Here is a 16,805-nt window from a genome sequence, read left to right on the forward strand (position 1 = left end):
ATGCTTGGGGGTTGCGGTAGAAAGCGCTTTCTGCCTACCGTAGGAGTGCCTCATACGGACGGTGGAGGTCACGGGTGACGACCGGGAACCCCCTCCGGGCGGCCATCATCGGCACCGGAGCGATCGCCAAAAGCCATCTAGCCGCCTACGAAGCCCATCCGTCGGAAGTGACCGTGGTCGCCGCGGCCGACGTCGACGAAGCCAGGGTCGCCGGATTCCGCACCGGCGATATCAAGCCCTACACCGAAATCGAGCGGCTCCTCGCCGAGGAGAAGCCCGACCTCGTCTCGCTCTGCACCCCGCCCGCGCTGCACGCCGGGCAGACCTCGCGGGCGCTGGCCGCCGGGGCGTGGGTCTGGTGCGAGAAGCCGCCTTGCCTGTCCCTGTCCGAATACGACGAGATCACCGCGGCCGAGTCCGAGGGCGGGCCGTACGCGGCTTTCGTGTTCCAGCACCGGTTCGGCTCCGCCGCCGGGAATTTCCGCGAGTTGCTGGCCGCGGGCGAACTCGGGCGGCCGCTGGTCGCGCACTGCCAGACGACGTGGTTCCGCGACGCGGAGTACTACGCCGTCCCTTGGCGTGGCGACTGGGCGACCGAGGGCGGCGGCCCCGCGATGGGCCAGGGAATCCACCAGATCGACCTGCTCCTGCACCTGCTCGGCGACTGGGCCGAGATCCGCGCGATGACCGGCAGGCTCGTGCACGACGTCCGCACCGACGACGTGTCGACGGCCTTGGTGCGCTTCGAATCCGGCGCGCTGGCCACGGTGGTCAACAGTGTCCTCTCGCCGGACGAGGTCAGCCGGATCCGCATCGACTGTTCTCGCGCGACCGTCGAGCTGACCCATCTCTACGGCTACGGAAACGAAGACTGGGCCTACACGCCCGCGCCGCACGTGGCCAAGGATTGGCGCGCGCCGGCGACGAACCTCGCCAGCTCGCACACCGCTCAGCTGACGCAGGTTCTGGCCGCGATCAGGGCAGGGGAACGTCCACCGTGCAGCGGCGCCGACGGGCGGCAGGCACTCGAATTCATCGCCGCGCTGTACAAATCCGCGTTCACCGGCCGCCTGGTCCACGCGGGCGAGATCACCTCCGAGGATCCCTTCTACGCATCCATGAACGGGGAATCGTGAGCGCACCCATCACCGTCACCCACCGGCACGGCGAACGCGTCACCGTCGAGTCCGCGGGTGTCGAACTCCTGTCCTATGTGTACAGACCAGATCCCGCCGCCTACGAGTCGCGCAAGCCCTACACGCATCCGCTCCGGACGCTGGCCGGGCGCCAGGTCAGCGCCTATCGGCCGTCGGATCACCGCTGGCACAAGGGACTCCAGATGACGTCGAGTCATCTGTCCGGCCAGAACTTCTGGGGCGGCTGGAGTTACGTTCCCGGGGATCGGTACCAGGACCTGCCGGACCTCGTCGGTTCGATGCGGCACGACGGTTTCGAGGAGTTCGCCGTCGAGGACGAAAGCCTGACACTGGGCGAGAAGCTGACCTGGATCGAGAACGGCGGCGGGGAATGGGCGCGCGAGCGGCGCGACCTCGTCGTCCACTCCGTGGCGCCGGACGAGGGCAGCTGGGCTCTCGACTGGGCGATCACCCTGACCAACATCCGCGGCGAGCCCCTGGAATTCGGCAGCCCGACGACGGCCGGACGCGAGATGGCGGGCTACACCGGCCTGCACTGGCGCGGGCCCCGCGAGTTCAGCGGCGGCGAGATCCTCGGCCCCGGCGCCCTCGGCGGCGAGGAGATGATGGGGCGGCAGGCGCCGTGGCTGGCGTTCGTCGGCGAACACGACGAGGTCGACGCGAAATCGACGCTGGTCTTCGCGCACGCGCCGGAGAACGAGCACGCGATCCACGAGTCGCATTGGTTCGTCCGGTCGCACGACATCCCGACGGTGGCGTTCTCCTGGGCGTTCTTCGACGAGTTCACCCTGCCGCCCGGCGAGAGTTTCCACTACCGCTACCGCGTGGTGGTCGCGGACGGCGCCTGGGATCGCGACCGCGTCGAGCACTACCTGAAGTCCCATGGATTCTGAGGAGGTCACCGTGTTCCCGCTTCCCGGCGGTATCGGCCTTTCCCATCTGTGCGCCTACGAATGGGAGGCCGTGGACGGGGTGTGCGGCGGCAGTCCGCATCTGCACCTGGCCTGTACCGAGGCCTACGTCGTCACCGGTGGCCGCGGCGCGGTGCAGACGCTCGACGTCGGCGGCTACCGGGAGATCGACCTCGAAACCGGGGTGGTCGCGTGGTTCACGCCCGGCACGGTCCATCGCATGGTGCAGCGCGACGATCTGCGGATCACCGTGCTCATGCAGAACAGCGGCCTGCCCGAAGCGGGTGACGCTGTCTTCACCTTCCCGCCGCCGATCCTCGCCGACCCGGACGCGTACGCGGAGGCCGCCGCGATGCCCGGCGACGACGATGCGGCCCGCCGTCGCCGGGATCTGGCGATCGAGGGCTACCTGCCGATCCGGGACGCTCTCGTCTCGGGAGACCCCGGCCCGCTGAGGGACTTCCACCGCGCGGCCGCCGCGCTGGTCGCGCCGAAGGTCGACGCGTGGATCCCGCGCTGGCGGTCCGGTGCGCTGGCCGCCGCCGAACTGACCGGAGAACACCTGAGGGCACTGGCGAACGGTGACGCGAGCCATCTCGGACAGGCCGGTGTCCGGGTCGCCGTCCCGTCCAAAAAGGACGGTTACGGGATGTGCGGGCGGCGGGCGGAGTACCGGCTTGACGTGTGACCATTTGGTCACCTATTTTTCCGGTATGACTCACTCACGCAGGACGCTCGCCGTCGTGCTCGTCGCGTTGCTGTTCGGCGCACTGGTCACCGCGGTGCCCGCCACCGCCGAAGAACGCCGGCGCGAGCACAGGGGCACGATCGGCGGCGCGGATTACCTGGTCAAAGTGCCGAAACGCTGGAACGGCACCCTGGTGCTTTACAGCCACGGCCTCTACGTGGAGCCATGGAAGCCGGAGCGGATCGCGCTGGCCACCCGGCCCGAGACCGAGACCTGGCTGCTCGAACACGGCTACGCGCTGGCCGCGTCGAACTACACCGGCGTCTTCGGGCACGTGATCGAGGAGGCGCGGGCCGATCAGCTCGCCCTGCTGGACTGGTTCCAGGCCACCGTGGGCAAGCCGCGGCGGACAATCACCAGCGGGATGTCCATGGGCGCCGTCATCTCCCTGAAGCTGGCCGAGGACAACCCTGGCCGTTTCGACGGCGTGCTGACGCAATGCGGTGAGTACGATGCGAACGGCACCTGGAACAGCGGGCTGGACATGCTCTTCGCGCTCAAGACCCTGCTGGCGCCGGACGCGGACATCGACCTGGTCCGCCCCCGCGATCCGCAGGGCGCCCAGGCGGCGCTCGAAGCCGTGGTGACGGAAGCCCAGAAGACCGGCGCGGGCCGGGCTCGCATCGCGTTGGCCGGAGCGCTCGGGACCATTCCGGGCTGGGCGCTCGCTCACGAACCGGAGCCGGTGGCGCTCGCGGACCGCCTCGCCCAGCAAGCGATGTGGGTCACCGGGGCCTACCTGTACGGCTACGGACCGGCCGCGCGTCCCGAGATCGAGCGCAGGGCCGGTGGAAACCCGTCGTCGAACGCCGGGATCGACTACCGGCGACTGCTCACCCGGTCCACCGGTCTCGACCTGGTCCGGCACGCCTATCGGGTGGGCGGCGTAAATCTGGAAGCCGACCTGGATCGCCTCGCCGCGGCCCCGCGGATCGCGGCGGATCCGAAGGCGCGGGCCTACCTGAACCGCCACACCGTGGCGCGCGGGACCACGCCGTCACCCGTGCTGACCGCGCACACCACCGGCGACGGTGGCGCGGTGCCGGGCCAGGCCCGGTGGTACGGCGAGCAGGTCCGGCGCCATGGCGATCCCGGCCTGCTGAGGCAGACCTACGTCGACCGGGGCGGCCACTGCTCGTTCAACGCGGCCGAGGAGATCGTCCTGTTGCGCACCCTGCTGTCCCGTGTGGACACCGGCCGCTGGCCCGTCACCGACCCGCGCCTGCTCACCGCCGCCGCGACCGCGCTCGGGACGGCGTACCGGCTCGTGTCGGACCTGTTCGACCCGCAGGGCGAGGAAAAGGCCATGCCGCCGTCGTTCACGCGGTTCACCCCGCCGGTGTTCCCGCGACCGTCCCGATGACCGTGGGGAACCCACCTGTTCGGACATCTTGTGGGCGAATTTCCGAAAAGCGCCGATATGGTCACCTCGATCCTGGGATGATCTTGAGGTGAAGAAGACACTGGGGCGAATCGCCATCTTGACCGCAACCGCGGCCATCCTGTTCGGCGGTGCCACCGGCACCGCGTCGGCCGTCGACTGGGTGTACATCGACAGGTATCCCACGGAAGCGCAGTGCCTCGTCGCGGCCGACGCGTGGGCGTCCAGCGATGTGCGCACCAGGTGCCAGTACACCCAGGACGACGGCTGGCACCTGTACGCCTACTCGATCGGCGGCTGATCCGGCATCGAAAAAAGGGGGCTGGGCCGGATATCGGCCCAGCCCCCTTTCGCTAGTCCTTGCCTCCGGTGCCGGCACTGGTCGACGGCGTGACGATGAGGACGCGGTCGTCGCTCGAAACGGGTGCCCCGCCGTCCTTGTTGAGGGTCCCGGTCAGTGCCATCTGCGGGTTGATCATGCTCAGCGCGGACAGCCTGCCGAAGGTCCTCGGCGGCTTGCCGACCTTGCCGTCCATGAGGACGTTGGGTTTCCCGGTCACCGCGCCGTCCGGGGTGACCGGCAGGTTCTGCAGGTTGCCCGCGATCGACGTCGTGAGGGTGAGGTAGCCGGTGGGACCGACGAAGTCCGCACAGCCCGCCACGCCGGGCTTGTCGGTCCAGCTCCACGCAGGGGTGGTCAGCGGCTGGCCTCCGCGAAGCCGGTACAGGACGTCCTTGTCGGCCAGCCTGTCCGTCAGCCAAAGGCGCGAACCGCTCTGGTCGCGGCACATCCCGCCGGGGGAGTGCACGCCGGTCGAGAAGACCGCCGAGCCCGCCGTGGGGTTGCCCGGCGCCGGTTTGCCGGAGGTGTCGATGCGCAGCACCTTCCCGGCCAGCGACCCGGGATCGGCCGCGAGCCCGGGATTGCCCGCGTCGCCGGTGGCGACCAGGAGCGCGCCCTTGGCGTCGGTGCTGATCACGCCGCGGTTGCCGGTGGCGCCCTTGGGGATGCCTGTCAGCACCGGTTTCGGCGTCTGGCCCTTCGCGAGCCGGACGACCCGGTTGTCGCTCGGGGTGGTGATGTAGGCGAAGACGAGCTGGTCTTCGGCGAAACCGGGGGAGAGCGCGAGCGAGGTGAGTCCGCCGTCGCTGGAGCCGTCCACGGCGATGGTGGCCCAGCCGGCCGGGTCCTTCCCCGCGGCGGCGAGCATGATCCGGCCGCTCTTGCGTTCGCCCGCGAGCCCGCTGGGCGCGCTGCCGTCGCCGGGGAGCGCGGCCACGGCGGCGACGGTGTCCAGGCACGTCGCGATGACGGCCTTGTCGAAGTCCTTGCAGCCCTGCGGCGGCGGGACCGGCGTCGGCGGCTGGTTCGGCCCGTTCCCGCGGCCAGGGCCGCCGGGGCCCGAGTCGCCCGCGTCACCACCGGGCCCGACCTGCGGCGGGACCTCGGGGGACGGCGGGTTGACCGGGGTGAACTTCTGTCCGGCGGCCGTGTTGTCGAAGTCGGCGCAGCCGGAGAGCATCAGCGCGCTGCAGGCCAGCAGGGCCAGCGGCGCGGTCCATTTCCGCCGGTACCGGGTACGCACGAGGCAAGCCTAGGTGGGCGTACGTGAGCCAAGGGTAAGCGGTAGTCGATACCGTGGCGATCATGACGGTGACCGTGCTCGTGCCCGACGAAGAGGGAGTGGCCGCGCTTTCGGAGATCGAGGGCGTGCGTCCGGTGGTGTACCGCCGCGGGGAGCCAGTGCCCGCCGAGGCCGCCGAGGCCGAGGTCCTCGTGACCGGTGAGGGGCCCAGCGAGGAACTCTGGCGTGAACTGCCGAACGTCAAACTCGTGCAGCTGCTGGTGGCGGGGGCCGAGGACTGGGTCGGCAAGGTGCCGGACGGTGTCCTGCTCTCGACCTGCCGCGGCGCGCACGGCGGGAGCTCGGCCGAATGGGTCGTCGCGGTCCTCCTGACGATCTACCGCGGTCTCGGCGGTTTCGCCGATGGTCACCGGCGGAAGCACTGGGAACGCCGGATCACCGACACCCTGCAGGGCAAGCGGGCCCTCGTCATCGGCGCGGGTGACCTCGGCAGGCATCTGCGACGGCGGCTGGAGACGTTCGACGTGCGCTGCACGATGGTCGGCACGACAGCCCGCGAAGACGTGCACGGCGTCGACGAGCTGCCCGAACTGCTGCCCGAACACGACGTCACGGTGCTGATGGTGCCGCTCACCCAGCACACCCGGGGCCTGGTCGACGCGGAGTTCCTCGCCGCGATGCCGGATGACGCGATCCTGGTCAACGTCTCGCGTGGGCCTGTCGTGGTCACCGACGCGCTCGTCGCGGAACTTGCTTCGGGACGGCTTCGCGCCGCTCTCGACGTCACCGATCCCGAGCCGCTGCCCGACGGGCATCCGCTGTGGGAGGTGCCGGGACTGCTGCTGACGCCGCACGTCGCGGGCGCCGTCAGCGGGAGGCGGCAGCGCGCCTACGCGGTGGCTGTCCGGGAGCTGAGCCACTACATGAGCGGGGAGCTGCCGAAGAACCTGGTCCACGGCGAATACTGAGCAGCGTGGCGACACTTCATATCGGCTGCGCGATGTGGACGCACAAGGCGTGGGCCGGGCGGTTCGTGCCGCGATCAGCGCCGTCCGGGGAGCGCCTGCGGGCCTACGCCGGCTGGTGCAACGCGGTCGAGGGCAACACCACCTTCTACGCGACCCCTGCCCGGGACACCGTCGTGACGTGGGCGCGGCAGACCGGCCCTGACTTCCGGTTCGTGGTCAAACTGCCCAAGACCGTCACGCACGAGCGACGGCTCACCGGGGTCGAGACCGAGATGCGAGCCTTCCTGGACGCGATCGAACCCCTCGGCGAACGGGCGGTCCTGTGGACCCAGTTGCCCGCCTCGTTCGGCCCGACGGACGTCGACACGCTCGGCCGCTTCCTGCGGCGGCTCCCCGCCGGCCTCCGACGGGCCGTGGAGGTCCGCCATCCCGACTTTCACACCGACGCCCGCGCGACATCGCTGCTGGAGAGGACCCTCACCGACGCGGACGCCGAGTGGGTGCCGTTCGACACCGTGGTCTTCTTCGGGAAGCCGCCGGTCAGCGAGGCCGAGCAGGACGCCTGGGCCAAGAAGCCCCGGCTGCCGCGACGGACACGGGCGCTGACCGACCGGCCTGTCGTCCGCTACCTGGGCCGCGACTCCGTCGAGGAGACCGTCGAGGGGTGGCGCCCGTGGACCGAGGTGGTCGCCGGCTGGCTGCGCGAGGGCCGGTCGCCGACGATCTTCCTGCACACCCCCGACAACGACGACGCACCGTCGCTCGCCCGCCGGTTCCACGACGACGTGCGCGCCCTGGTGCCCGGCCTCGACCCGCTGCCCGAACCCGAACCGGTGGAGCCCGCGACCCTGTTCTGAGCCGTTTCGGCGGTTCAGTCGCTTGACGGGCTCGTTTCCCCTACCCTTCGCGCGTGAGCGATGACTATCAGACCAGCATGATCTCGGACGTGGCCGACGCCGACAGCGGCCCCGGCCCGGCGGAGACCCGGGGTGGGATCGACCTCGGTCTGCTCGTCCTGCGAGTGGTGCTCGGCGTGACCATGGGCGCGCACGGGCTCCAGCACCTCTTCGGCGCTTTCGGCGGACCTGGGGTCGGCGGCTTCGCCAAGGTGCTCGGCAGCCTCGGCTACACCAGCCAGACCACGCTGCTCTCGTGGATCACCGGGATCAGCGAGGTGCTCGGCAGCGCGCTCGTACTGGTGGGCCTGTTCACCCCGGTCGGTGCCGCCGCGCTGCTGGGGGTCTGCGCGAACATCGTCTTCGTGAAGTTCGGCGGCGGGTTCTTCCAGAAGGAAGGGCAGGGCTTCGAGTTCGAACTCCTGCTGGGCGCGGCCTCGCTGACCGTCCTGCTCGCGGGCTCCGGGCGGCTCGCGCTGGACGCCAACACCCCGTGGCGGAAGCGGCCGCTTTCGTTCGGGCTGATCGGGCTGCTGCTGACGGCGGCGGCTTCGGTCGTGGTGATCGTCCTCTGCCGCTGACCACCTGCCGCGGGCTCCCCGTGCCGTGCGTGTCATAAAAGGGTCGTTCAGGACATTTTTCGTCCTGAACGACCCTTTCATGACACTTGGGGGAGGTGACCCCTACTTGTTCGGGTCCCGCACGGCGCCGGTGTCGGCCGAGGTCGCCATCCGCGCGTAGGCCCGCAGCGCCGCGGTGACCTTCCGGTCCCGCGAGACAGGCTGCCAGGGCCGCTCGCTCGCCTCCATCTTCGCGCGCCGCTCGGCCAGCACGTCCGCGTCGACGAGCAGTTCGAGACGGCGCTCGTGGACGTCGAGCAGGATCCGGTCGCCGTTCTGGACCAGGCCGATCGCCCCGCCCGCGGCGGCCTCGGGCGAGATGTGCCCGACCGAGATGCCCGACGAGCCGCCGGAGAACCGGCCGTCGGTGATCAGCGCGCACTTCTTGCCGAGGCCGGAGCCCTTGAGGAACGCCGTCGGGTGCAGCATCTCCTGCATGCCGGGGCCGCCGGCCGGACCTTCGTAGCGGATCACCAGCACCTCGCCGGGCTGGATCTCCTTCTTGAGGATGGCCGAGACGGCCTCCTCCTGGCTTTCCAGCACCCGTGCCGGGCCCTCGAAGCGCCAGAGTTCCTCGTCGATGCCCGCCGACTTGATGACGGCGCCGTTCTCGGCGAGGTTGCCGCGCAGGATCGCGAGCCCGCCGTCCTTGGTGTAGGCGTGTTCGACGTCGTGGATGCACCCGTCTGAAGCGTCGGTGTCCAAAGAGGACCAGCGGTTCTCCGTCGAGAACGCCTCCGTGGTCCGGACCCCGCCCGGCGCGGCGTGGAACAGTTCGACTGCCCGTGCCGATGGCTCCTTCGCGCGGATGTCCCAAGCGGACAGCCACGAGTCGAGGTCCGGGGAGTGCACGGAGTGGACGTCGGTGTTCAGCAGCCCACCGCGATACAGCTCACCGAGGATGGCCGGGATTCCGCCGGCACGGTGGACGTCCTCCATGTGGTAATCCGAGTTCGGCGCGACCTTCGACAGGCACGGCACGCGGCGGCCGATGGCGTCGATGTCGTCGATGGTGAAGTCGACCTCGCCCTCCTGCGCGGCGGCGAGGACGTGCAGCACCGTGTTGGTCGAACCGCCCATCGCCATGTCGAGGGCCATCGCGTTCTCGAAAGCCTTCTTCGACGCGATCGTGCGCGGGAGCGCGGACTCGTCGTCGTTCTCGTACCAGCGCTTGCACAGTTCGACGACCGTGCGACCGGCGTCCTCGAACAGTGCCTTGCGGGCGGCGTGCGTGGCGAGGGTGGACCCGTTGCCCGGCAGGGACAGCCCGAGCGCCTCGGTGAGGCAGTTCATCGAGTTCGCGGTGAACATGCCCGAGCACGAACCGCAGGTCGGGCAGGCCGAGCGCTCCACAATGGACAGGCCTTCTTCGTCGACCTCGCTGCTGGCCGACGCGGCGATCGCGGTGATCAGGTCGGTCGGCGCCTGCGCGACCCCGCCGACGACCACGGCCTTGCCCGCCTCCATCGGCCCGCCGGAGACGAACACCACCGGGATGTTCAGCCGCATGGCGGCGTTCAGCATGCCCGGGGTGATCTTGTCGCAGTTGGAGATGCAGACCAGCGCGTCGGCCTGGTGGGCGTTCACCATGTACTCGACGGAGTCGGCGATGATCTCACGCGAGGGCAGCGAGTACAGCATTCCGCTGTGCCCCATGGCGATCCCGTCGTCGACGGCGATCGTGTGGAACTCGCGGGCGACACCGCCCGCCTCCTTCACCGCACCGGCCACGATCTCGCCGAGGTCCTTGAGGTGCACGTGCCCCGGCACGAACTGGGTGTAGGAGTTCGCGATGGCGACGATCGGCTTGCCGAAGTCGCTGTCGGTCATTCCCGTGGCGCGCCAGAGCGAGCGCGCGCCCGCCGCGTTGCGGCCGTGGGTGGTGGTCCGGGAACGGAGTTGAGGCACGGCTGACTCCAAGGTTCGGGATGGGGACCAGGGCCTTGCCGGACGAACCGGCGCCAAACTGGTCCTACCAATCCTACTCCCCGGAGCTCTCGTCCTTTTCCGGAGCCGTCTCCTCGGCCTTGGCGACGTCGTCGGTCAGTCCGGAGGGGTCGGCCATGTGGCCGGCGCTGACCAGCGAGATCACCGGCAGGTGGCGGGTGCGCACGGCGGGCAGGGCGATCTTGGACTCGTCCTTCAGCACCGCCTGCACCTTCGCCTTGTCGGTGATGGCGAGGCCCTTGAGGGAGGACCACGGCAGGTCCCGCCGCCCGAACAGCGTGCGGACTTCCAGTCCCTCGGCCGTCGCCGTCGTGCGGGTCCGGATGACGAACACCGCCAGCGCGATCGGGAAGAGGTAGAGCCATTGGAGGTACGGCACGTCGCCGAACGCGACAGGCGTCACACAAATGACGAGGAAAGCGATCGCCAACAGCGCCGTGTTCGGAATCTTGAAGACGGCTTTGGGAGCCTCGTTCGCCTGTTCTTGCTGCTTTTCTTCGGCCACGTCAAAGATGGTGCACCGCCGCCTTTCGGACCCCGAACGCGGGTCGCGCCATGCGCCGAAGGTGTCCAGCATGCGGAACCGCCGTCCCGCAGAGTTGACACTCTTGACGGCGACCGACTAACTTCACTCTCGTGACAACGCAGACCGGCCTCGTACTTCCCAAGCGCGTCGACGCTTAGGGAAGTCTCCGCTGCGTCGACGCGCGACCCTCGTGCGACCACTCCGGTCGGCGGGGGTTTTTTGTTGCCTGGAACAATATTCACTGCCGAACCAGCCAATGAATACCCGAACGAGTGACTAGACAAGACGAGGCAAACAGCGATGACTAGTGCCACCTCGCGAGCTGAAGCGAACACCTCTGGAGCTCGTCCCAAGCCGGCGCCGCCGGCCGGGACCCCGGTGCGGGTCACGGGCGCGCAGTCGCTCGTCCGCTCGCTAGAGGCGGTGGGCGCGGAAGTCGTGTTCGGTATTCCCGGCGGCACCATTCTCCCGGCGTACGACCCGTTGCTCGACTCGACGAAGGTCCGCCACGTCCTGGTCCGTCACGAACAGGGCGCGGGCCACGCCGCCACCGGGTACGCGCAGGCGACCGGCAAGGTCGGTGTGTGCATGGCCACGTCGGGCCCCGGCGCGACCAACCTGGTCACCCCGCTGGCCGACGCGAACATGGACTCGGTCCCGGTGGTCGCCATCACCGGCCAGCAGTCCCGCGCGCTGATCGGCACGGACGCCTTCCAGGAAGCCGACATCTGCGGCATCACGATGCCGATCACCAAGCACAACTTCCTGGTCACCGACCCGGCGGACATCCCGCGCACCATCGCGGAGGCCTTCCACCTCGCCTCGACCGGCCGTCCCGGCCCGGTCCTGGTGGACATCCCCAAGGACGTCCTGCAGGAGATGACCTCCTTCTCCTGGCCGACGGAGCTGCGGCTGCCCGGGTACCGGCCCACGCTGCGCCCGCACGGCAAGCAGGTCCGCGAAGCCGCGCGGCTGATCAGCAAGTCGCGGCGCCCGGTCCTCTACGTCGGCGGCGGCGTGATCAAGGCCGACGCCTCACGCCAGCTGATGGAGCTGGCCGAGCTGACCGGGATCCCGGTCGTCACGACGCTGATGGCCCGCGGCGCGTTCCCCGACTCGCACCCGCAGCACCTCGGCATGCCGGGAATGCACGGTTCGGTCTCCGCGGTCGCGGCGATGCAGCGAGCGGATCTGCTGATCGCCCTCGGCGCCCGCTTCGACGACCGTGTCACCGGGCAGCTGTCCTCGTTCGCGCCGGACGCCGCGATCGTCCACGCCGACATCGACCCGGCCGAGATCTCCAAGAACCGCAAGGCGGACGTGCCCATCGTCGGCGACTGCGCGGAGATCATCACCGAGCTGATCGAGGCCGTCCGCGCCGAGACCGACAAGTCCGCGAAGCCGGATCTGAAGGACTGGTGGACGCAGGCGAGCGCCTGGCGCGACGACTACCCGGCCGGCTACGAGTGGCCCGAGGACGGGACGCTCTCCCCGCAGTACGTCATCGAGCGCATCGGTTCGCTCGTCGGCCCGGACGCCATCTACACCGCGGGTGTCGGCCAGCACCAGATGTGGGCCGCGCAGTTCGTGAAGTACGAGAACCCGCGCACCTGGATCAACTCCGGCGGCCTCGGCACGATGGGCTTCGCCGTCCCGGCCGCGATGGGCGCCAAGTTCGGCGTCCCGGACAAGCAGGTCTGGGCCATCGACGGCGACGGCTGTTTCCAGATGACGAACCAGGAACTGGCCACCTGCGCCATCGAAGGCGCGCCGATCAAGGTCGCCGTCATCAACAACGGCAACCTGGGCATGGTCCGCCAGTGGCAGAACCTCTTCTACTCGGAGCGGTACTCCAACACCGATCTCGGTACCCACAAGCACCGCATCCCCGACTTCACCCTGCTCGCGGAGGCGCTCGGCTGCGCCGGGCTCCGCTGTGAGACCAAGGAAGACGTCGACGCCACCATCCGGCGCGCCATGGAGATCAACGACCGTCCCGTCGTGATCGATTTCGTGGTGGGGAAGGATGCTCAGGTGTGGCCCATGGTGGCCGCGGGCACCGGTAACGACGAAATCATGTCCGTGCGCGGGATCCGCCCGCTCTTCGACGACGACGAAGTCGCGGCTGAGGCGGAGATCAACGCGGCGGCAGAAGGAGACGCGCGATGAGCGTGCACACCCTGAGCGTTCTGGTGGAGAACAAGCCCGGTGTCCTCGCGCGGGTTTCCGGACTGTTTTCCCGACGCGGTTTCAACATCGAATCCCTCGCCGTCGGACCCACGGAGAATCCCGAGGTGTCCCGGATGACGATCGTGGTCGCCGTCGAAGAGCTACCGCTCGAACAGGTGACCAAACAGCTCAACAAGCTGGTCAACGTCATCAAGATCGTGGAATTGGAAAAGTCCACAGCCGTGCAGCGTGAACTGCTGCTCGTGAAGGTCCGGGCCGACAACACCGTGCGCAGCCAGGTCCTCGAAACAGTGCAGTTGTTCCGCGCGAAGGTGGTGGACGTGTCTCCCGAGGCGCTCACCGTCGAAGCCACCGGGACCTCGGACAAGATCGGTGCCCTGCTCCGGATGCTGGAGCCCTATGGCATCCGGGAACTGGTCCAGTCCGGAATGGTCGCGGTCGGCCGGGGGTCTCGCTCGATCACCGCCACCTCCGCTCGATAAACTTTGTTTGTAAGTCAGGAAAGGAAGTAGTACCCCTCATGGCAGTGGAAATCTTTTACGACGACGACGCGGACCTTTCGATCATCCAGGGTCGCAAGGTCGCCGTGATCGGCTACGGCAGCCAGGGTCACGCGCACTCGCTGAGCCTGCGCGACTCCGGCGTCGATGTCCGCATCGGTCTGCCCGAGGGCTCGAAGTCGCGGGCCAAGGCCGAGGAGCAGGGTCTCCGCGTGCTCACCCCGGCCGAGGCCAGCGCCGAAGCCGACCTGATCATGATCCTCGCGCCGGACACCAAGCAGCGCGCGATCTACGAGAAGGACATCGAGCCGAACCTCAAGGACGGCGACGCGCTGTTCTTCGGTCACGGCTTCAACATCCGCTACGACCTGATCAAGCCGCCGTCAAACGTGGACGTCGCCATGGTCGCGCCGAAGGGCCCGGGCCACCTGGTCCGCCGCCAGTTCGTCGACGGCAAGGGCGTCCCGGCGCTCATCGCGGTCGAGCAGGACGCTTCCGGCACCGCGCAGGCGCTCGCGCTCTCCTACGCGGCCGCCATCGGTGGCGCCCGCGCCGGTGTCATCAAGACGACCTTCACCGAGGAGACCGAGACCGACCTCTTCGGTGAGCAGGCCGTTCTCTGCGGTGGCGCGTCCGCGCTGGTGCAGACCGGTTTCGAGGTGCTCACCGAGGCCGGCTACGCCCCGGAGATCGCCTACTTCGAGGTGCTGCACGAGCTGAAGCTGATCGTCGACCTCATGTACGAGGGCGGCATCGCGCGTCAGCGCTACTCGATCTCCGACACCGCCGAGTACGGCGACCTGACCCGCGGCCCGCGCGTCATCTCGCCGGCGGTCAAGGAAGAGATGAAGAAGATCCTCGGCGAGATCCAGGACGGCACCTTCGCCCGCGAATGGGTCGCCGAGGACGAGGCCGGGCGGCCGAACTTCACCAAGCTCGAGAAGCAGGGTGACGAGCACCCGATCGAGGCGACCGGCAAGAAGCTGCGCGACCTGATGTCGTGGGTGGACCGGCCGATCACCGAGACCGCCTAGTTGTTGGGCTGAAGGGGCCCTTCACCGCATCCAATGCGGTGAAGGGCCCCTTCGCTGCATCTGATGCGGTGAAAGTCCCCTTCAGCTTCCGCACCGGAAAGCGATAGCGTGGGCACCATGAGTGAGCAGCCGGTGGACGACAAGGCCCATATCCGGCACGAACTGGACTTGAGCGGCGCTCAGTGGATCCGGGCGGAACCGGACGGCGCCACCCTCGAAGACTGCGTCGAGTACGCGATGGTGCCGCATACCGACGGCGTCACCTACACCGCGATGCGCCAGTCTTCGCAGCCGGAGGACACCGTCCTCGTGTTCACGCCGTCGGAATGGGACGCGTTCGTGAAGGGCGTGCGGGACGGCGAGTTCGACCTTCCCGGCTAAACGCGCGCGAGCAGTTCTCCGAGCCGCCCGGTGGCGGCCGCGATGGCGAGATGGTCGGCGTAGTCGCGGGATTCGACGATCAGCCCGTCGCGGACGCGCAGCACGAAGATGTTGGAGACGCGGAATTCCGGGCTGTCTCCCGCCGTGCCCTGGTAGTCGAACTCGCCGATCACGACCTCGGGGTCGAGGGTCTCGTGGATCACCAGATCCCGGACCTGGAACCGGACCTTGCCCTGCTCGCCGAACTTGAAGTGCTCGCGCAGGTCTTCCCGGCTCCTCAGGGTTTCCGCCCCGGGCAGGAACGGGTGCGTGACATGGGTTTTCTCGGCGTAGAGATCCGGCAGCCCGGCCCAATCGCCGTCCGCGACGCCGTGGACGAGCCGCTCGAAGACGCCGCGCGGGCTCTTCGGGTCCGCCGTCGACGCCGGGCGCGGCGGGACCGGCGTGATCTCCCGCTCCGCGGTTTCGTAGCTCTTTTTCAGTGCCTCCAGGCCATCCTGCGCCGCGATGAGGCGCAGGTAGTCGTGATAGTCGCGTGAGTGGGCGATGAGCCCGTCGCGGACCCGGAGCAGCTGGATGTTGGCGATGTCGAAGGACTTACCGGTGTCCAGCGCCTCGCCGACATTGCGGTACTCGGCGATGAGCACCTCCGGGTCGGTTGTCCCGTGAATCAGGACATCTGCCCTGCCCATCCGCACGTTGAACCCTCCGCCGAAGATCTTGCGGAGCGTCTCGCGGCCCTCGAACCGGGTCGGTACGGGCGGGCGCTGCGGGTTCTCGACGACGGCGTCTTCGGCGTAGAGCGCGAAGAGCTCATCCCAGTTTCTGGCGGTGATGCCTTCGGAGAGCTTGTCGAAGACGTCGCGGGGTGTGGTCATGAAGGTCTCCCAGTCAGACAAAAACGGAGTCTGTAGTCCGCCTTCGACGATACGGACTACAGACTCCACTTGTCCACTGGTCAGTCGACGAGCGACAGCACGACCTTCCCCGTGGTCTTTCCGGTCGCCACGAGTTCTTGGGCCTTCGCCGCCTCTTCCAGCGGGAACACGGTGTCGATGACCGGCTTGAGCCGTCCGTTCTCGATGAGTTCGGCCAGGGCCAGCAGGCCGGTGCGATCCGGTTCGGCGAGGGTGAACCCGGCGGTGACGCCCGCCGCCGCGGCCAGTTCGGGCATCCGCTCGTCATTCGTCCGGGTGAGCTGGACGATTTTGCCGCCGCGGCGCAGGGTCTTGAGGGAGCGGGGCCCGTACTCCAAGCCGATCGTGTCGAGGACGACGTCGACGTCGCGGACCTCCTCGGCGAAATCCGCTGTCCGGTAGTCGACGAGTTCGTCCGCGCCGAGACCTCGAAGGAAGTCGTGCTTGGCCGCGCCTGCCGTGCCGATCACGTACGCACCACGCGCCTTGGCGATCTGGACCGCGAGATGGCCGACTCCGCCCGCCGCCGCGTGGATCAGAACCCGTTGCCCGGGCTGGATGTCCGCCGTGTCGACGAGGCTCTGCCAGGCGGTCAGCCCAGCGAGCGGGACCGCGGCCGCGTGCACGTGGTCCAAAGTGGACGGTTTACGGGCGAAGTGACGGCTCGGCGCGGCGACATACTCGGCGTACGCCCCGGCCTGGAAGGGGAACGACGGCATGCCGAAGACCTCGTCGCCGGGAGAGAACAGGGACGCGCCCGCGCCGACCTCCTCGACCACGCCGGAAACGTCCCAGCCGAGGACGAACGGCGGATCGCCCATCGGGCCGATGCCGCCGGTCTCGCGGGTCTTCCAGTCGACCGGGTTGACGGCGGCGGCGTGCACCCGGACCAGGATCTGGGTCGGGCCGGGGGCGGGTCTTTCGAGGTCGACGAGTTCGAGGACTTCGGGGCCGCCCAGGCGGTTTTGGCTGATCGCTCGCATGGGCTCATTGTTCGGTGAGCGTCGTACTTTCGGCGAGGCCTGGGTGGGCCAAGGGGCGTC

General features: G+C 68.9%; 17 protein-coding genes. 12 read left to right on the forward strand and 5 right to left on the reverse strand.

Going from position 1 to position 16,805, the window contains the following annotated elements; genetic code table 11:
- Nucleotides 1-74 precede the first annotated feature (74 nt).
- The 5 genes from ACZ6YV_RS29315 (at nt 75) to ACZ6YV_RS29335 (ending at nt 4,498) form a co-directional block, all read left to right on the forward strand.
- A complete protein-coding gene (locus ACZ6YV_RS29315; RefSeq protein ID WP_465512669.1) occupies nt 75-1,136 on the forward strand; it encodes a Gfo/Idh/MocA family protein in 1,062 nt (353 codons plus the stop codon).
- The gene (locus ACZ6YV_RS29320) at nt 1,133-2,050 is read left to right on the forward strand and encodes a DUF6807 domain-containing protein (protein ID WP_465512670.1); all 918 of its coding nucleotides are present in this window, start codon (nt 1,133-1,135) and stop codon (nt 2,048-2,050) included. The genes ACZ6YV_RS29315 and ACZ6YV_RS29320 overlap by 4 nt, the downstream gene beginning before the upstream one ends.
- Nucleotides 2,040-2,756 carry a cupin gene (locus ACZ6YV_RS29325; RefSeq protein WP_465512671.1) on the forward strand — a complete coding sequence of 239 codons (717 nt, stop codon included), beginning with the start codon at nt 2,040-2,042 and terminating at the stop codon, nt 2,754-2,756. Before ACZ6YV_RS29320 ends, ACZ6YV_RS29325 begins: the two co-directional genes overlap by 11 nt.
- Before the next feature lie 25 nt (nt 2,757-2,781).
- On the forward strand, nt 2,782-4,179 hold the full coding sequence (locus ACZ6YV_RS29330; protein ID WP_465512672.1) for an alpha/beta hydrolase family protein: 1,398 nt from the start codon (nt 2,782-2,784) through the stop codon (nt 4,177-4,179).
- An 88-nt stretch (nt 4,180-4,267) separates the two neighbouring features.
- Nucleotides 4,268-4,498, forward strand: coding sequence for a hypothetical protein (locus tag ACZ6YV_RS29335; protein WP_465512673.1), 231 nt, complete (start codon nt 4,268-4,270; stop codon nt 4,496-4,498).
- A 52-nt stretch (nt 4,499-4,550) separates the two neighbouring features.
- On the opposite strand, the gene ACZ6YV_RS29340 is transcribed toward ACZ6YV_RS29335, so the two are convergent.
- Nucleotides 4,551-5,783 (reverse strand): PQQ-dependent sugar dehydrogenase, encoded by a 1,233-nt coding sequence (locus tag ACZ6YV_RS29340; RefSeq protein WP_465512674.1) that lies wholly within the window; start codon nt 5,781-5,783, stop codon nt 4,551-4,553.
- 62 nt (nt 5,784-5,845) lie between these two features.
- Here ACZ6YV_RS29340 and ACZ6YV_RS29345 point away from each other — a divergent pair, with 62 nt between their 5' ends.
- From ACZ6YV_RS29345 to ACZ6YV_RS29355, 3 genes are all read left to right on the forward strand, one after another.
- Nucleotides 5,846-6,751 (forward strand): 2-hydroxyacid dehydrogenase, encoded by a 906-nt coding sequence (locus ACZ6YV_RS29345; protein ID WP_465512675.1) that lies wholly within the window; start codon nt 5,846-5,848, stop codon nt 6,749-6,751.
- A 32-nt stretch (nt 6,752-6,783) separates the two neighbouring features.
- Nucleotides 6,784-7,608: a DUF72 domain-containing protein gene (locus tag ACZ6YV_RS29350; protein WP_465512805.1), complete on the forward strand. Its 825-nt coding sequence runs from the start codon at nt 6,784-6,786 to the stop codon at nt 7,606-7,608.
- A 77-nt stretch (nt 7,609-7,685) separates the two neighbouring features.
- A complete protein-coding gene (locus tag ACZ6YV_RS29355; RefSeq protein ID WP_465512806.1) occupies nt 7,686-8,228 on the forward strand; it encodes a DoxX family protein in 543 nt (180 codons plus the stop codon).
- A 102-nt stretch (nt 8,229-8,330) separates the two neighbouring features.
- Here the strand turns inward: ACZ6YV_RS29355 and ilvD are convergent, their stop codons facing one another.
- Both ilvD and ACZ6YV_RS29365 read right to left on the reverse strand, forming a co-directional pair.
- Complete coding sequence (ilvD, locus tag ACZ6YV_RS29360; RefSeq protein WP_465512676.1) at nt 8,331-10,175, reverse strand: dihydroxy-acid dehydratase; 1,845 nt, start codon at nt 10,173-10,175, stop codon at nt 8,331-8,333.
- 73 nt (nt 10,176-10,248) lie between these two features.
- Complete coding sequence (locus tag ACZ6YV_RS29365) at nt 10,249-10,719, reverse strand: PH domain-containing protein (RefSeq protein WP_465512677.1); 471 nt, start codon at nt 10,717-10,719, stop codon at nt 10,249-10,251.
- Between the two features lie 321 nt (nt 10,720-11,040).
- Between ACZ6YV_RS29365 and ACZ6YV_RS29370 the strand changes: the two genes are divergently transcribed.
- The 4 genes from ACZ6YV_RS29370 to ACZ6YV_RS29385 all read left to right on the forward strand — a co-directional run bounded on the left by ACZ6YV_RS29370 (nt 11,041) and on the right by ACZ6YV_RS29385 (nt 14,845).
- Nucleotides 11,041-12,909, forward strand: a complete 1,869-nt coding sequence (locus ACZ6YV_RS29370; protein WP_465512678.1) for an acetolactate synthase large subunit — start codon at nt 11,041-11,043, stop codon at nt 12,907-12,909.
- On the forward strand, nt 12,906-13,412 hold the full coding sequence (gene ilvN / locus ACZ6YV_RS29375) for an acetolactate synthase small subunit (RefSeq protein ID WP_005162051.1): 507 nt from the start codon (nt 12,906-12,908) through the stop codon (nt 13,410-13,412). The genes ACZ6YV_RS29370 and ilvN overlap by 4 nt, the downstream gene beginning before the upstream one ends.
- A gap of 38 nt (nt 13,413-13,450) precedes the next feature.
- On the forward strand, nt 13,451-14,464 hold the full coding sequence (gene ilvC / locus ACZ6YV_RS29380) for a ketol-acid reductoisomerase (RefSeq protein WP_465512679.1): 1,014 nt from the start codon (nt 13,451-13,453) through the stop codon (nt 14,462-14,464).
- A gap of 117 nt (nt 14,465-14,581) precedes the next feature.
- Entirely contained in the window at nt 14,582-14,845 is a 264-nt protein-coding gene (locus tag ACZ6YV_RS29385; protein ID WP_465512680.1) for a DUF397 domain-containing protein, read from the forward strand.
- On the opposite strand, the gene ACZ6YV_RS29390 is transcribed toward ACZ6YV_RS29385, so the two are convergent.
- The gene (locus ACZ6YV_RS29390; RefSeq protein WP_465512681.1) at nt 14,842-15,723 is read right to left on the reverse strand and encodes a nuclear transport factor 2 family protein; all 882 of its coding nucleotides are present in this window, start codon (nt 15,721-15,723) and stop codon (nt 14,842-14,844) included. The genes ACZ6YV_RS29385 and ACZ6YV_RS29390 overlap by 4 nt on opposite strands.
- An 80-nt stretch (nt 15,724-15,803) precedes the next feature.
- Nucleotides 15,804-16,745, reverse strand: a complete 942-nt coding sequence (locus ACZ6YV_RS29395; RefSeq protein ID WP_465512682.1) for an NADP-dependent oxidoreductase — start codon at nt 16,743-16,745, stop codon at nt 15,804-15,806.
- Nucleotides 16,746-16,805 lie beyond the last annotated feature (60 nt).

This window comes from Amycolatopsis sp. NPDC102522 (genome assembly GCF_055584485.1).

Bases quoted from the DNA above. Each gene is read 5' to 3' on its own strand.
- ACZ6YV_RS29370 (WP_465512678.1), top strand. From the start codon at position 11,041: ATGACTAGTGCCACCTCGCGAGCTGAAGCGAACACCTCTGGAGCTCGT.
- ACZ6YV_RS29350 (WP_465512805.1), top strand. From the start codon at position 6,784: ATGTGGACGCACAAGGCGTGGGCCGGGCGGTTCGTGCCGCGATCAGCG.
- ACZ6YV_RS29390 (WP_465512681.1), bottom strand. From the start codon at position 15,723: ATGACCACACCCCGCGACGTCTTCGACAAGCTCTCCGAAGGCATCACC.
- ACZ6YV_RS29345 (WP_465512675.1), top strand. From the start codon at position 5,846: ATGACGGTGACCGTGCTCGTGCCCGACGAAGAGGGAGTGGCCGCGCTT.
- ilvC (WP_465512679.1), top strand. From the start codon at position 13,451: ATGGCAGTGGAAATCTTTTACGACGACGACGCGGACCTTTCGATCATC.
- ACZ6YV_RS29385 (WP_465512680.1), top strand. From the start codon at position 14,582: ATGAGTGAGCAGCCGGTGGACGACAAGGCCCATATCCGGCACGAACTG.
- ACZ6YV_RS29330 (WP_465512672.1), top strand. From the start codon at position 2,782: ATGACTCACTCACGCAGGACGCTCGCCGTCGTGCTCGTCGCGTTGCTG.
- ACZ6YV_RS29325 (WP_465512671.1), top strand. From the start codon at position 2,040: ATGGATTCTGAGGAGGTCACCGTGTTCCCGCTTCCCGGCGGTATCGGC.
- ACZ6YV_RS29355 (WP_465512806.1), top strand. From the start codon at position 7,686: ATGATCTCGGACGTGGCCGACGCCGACAGCGGCCCCGGCCCGGCGGAG.
- ilvN (WP_005162051.1), top strand. From the start codon at position 12,906: ATGAGCGTGCACACCCTGAGCGTTCTGGTGGAGAACAAGCCCGGTGTC.
- ACZ6YV_RS29395 (WP_465512682.1), bottom strand. From the start codon at position 16,745: ATGCGAGCGATCAGCCAAAACCGCCTGGGCGGCCCCGAAGTCCTCGAA.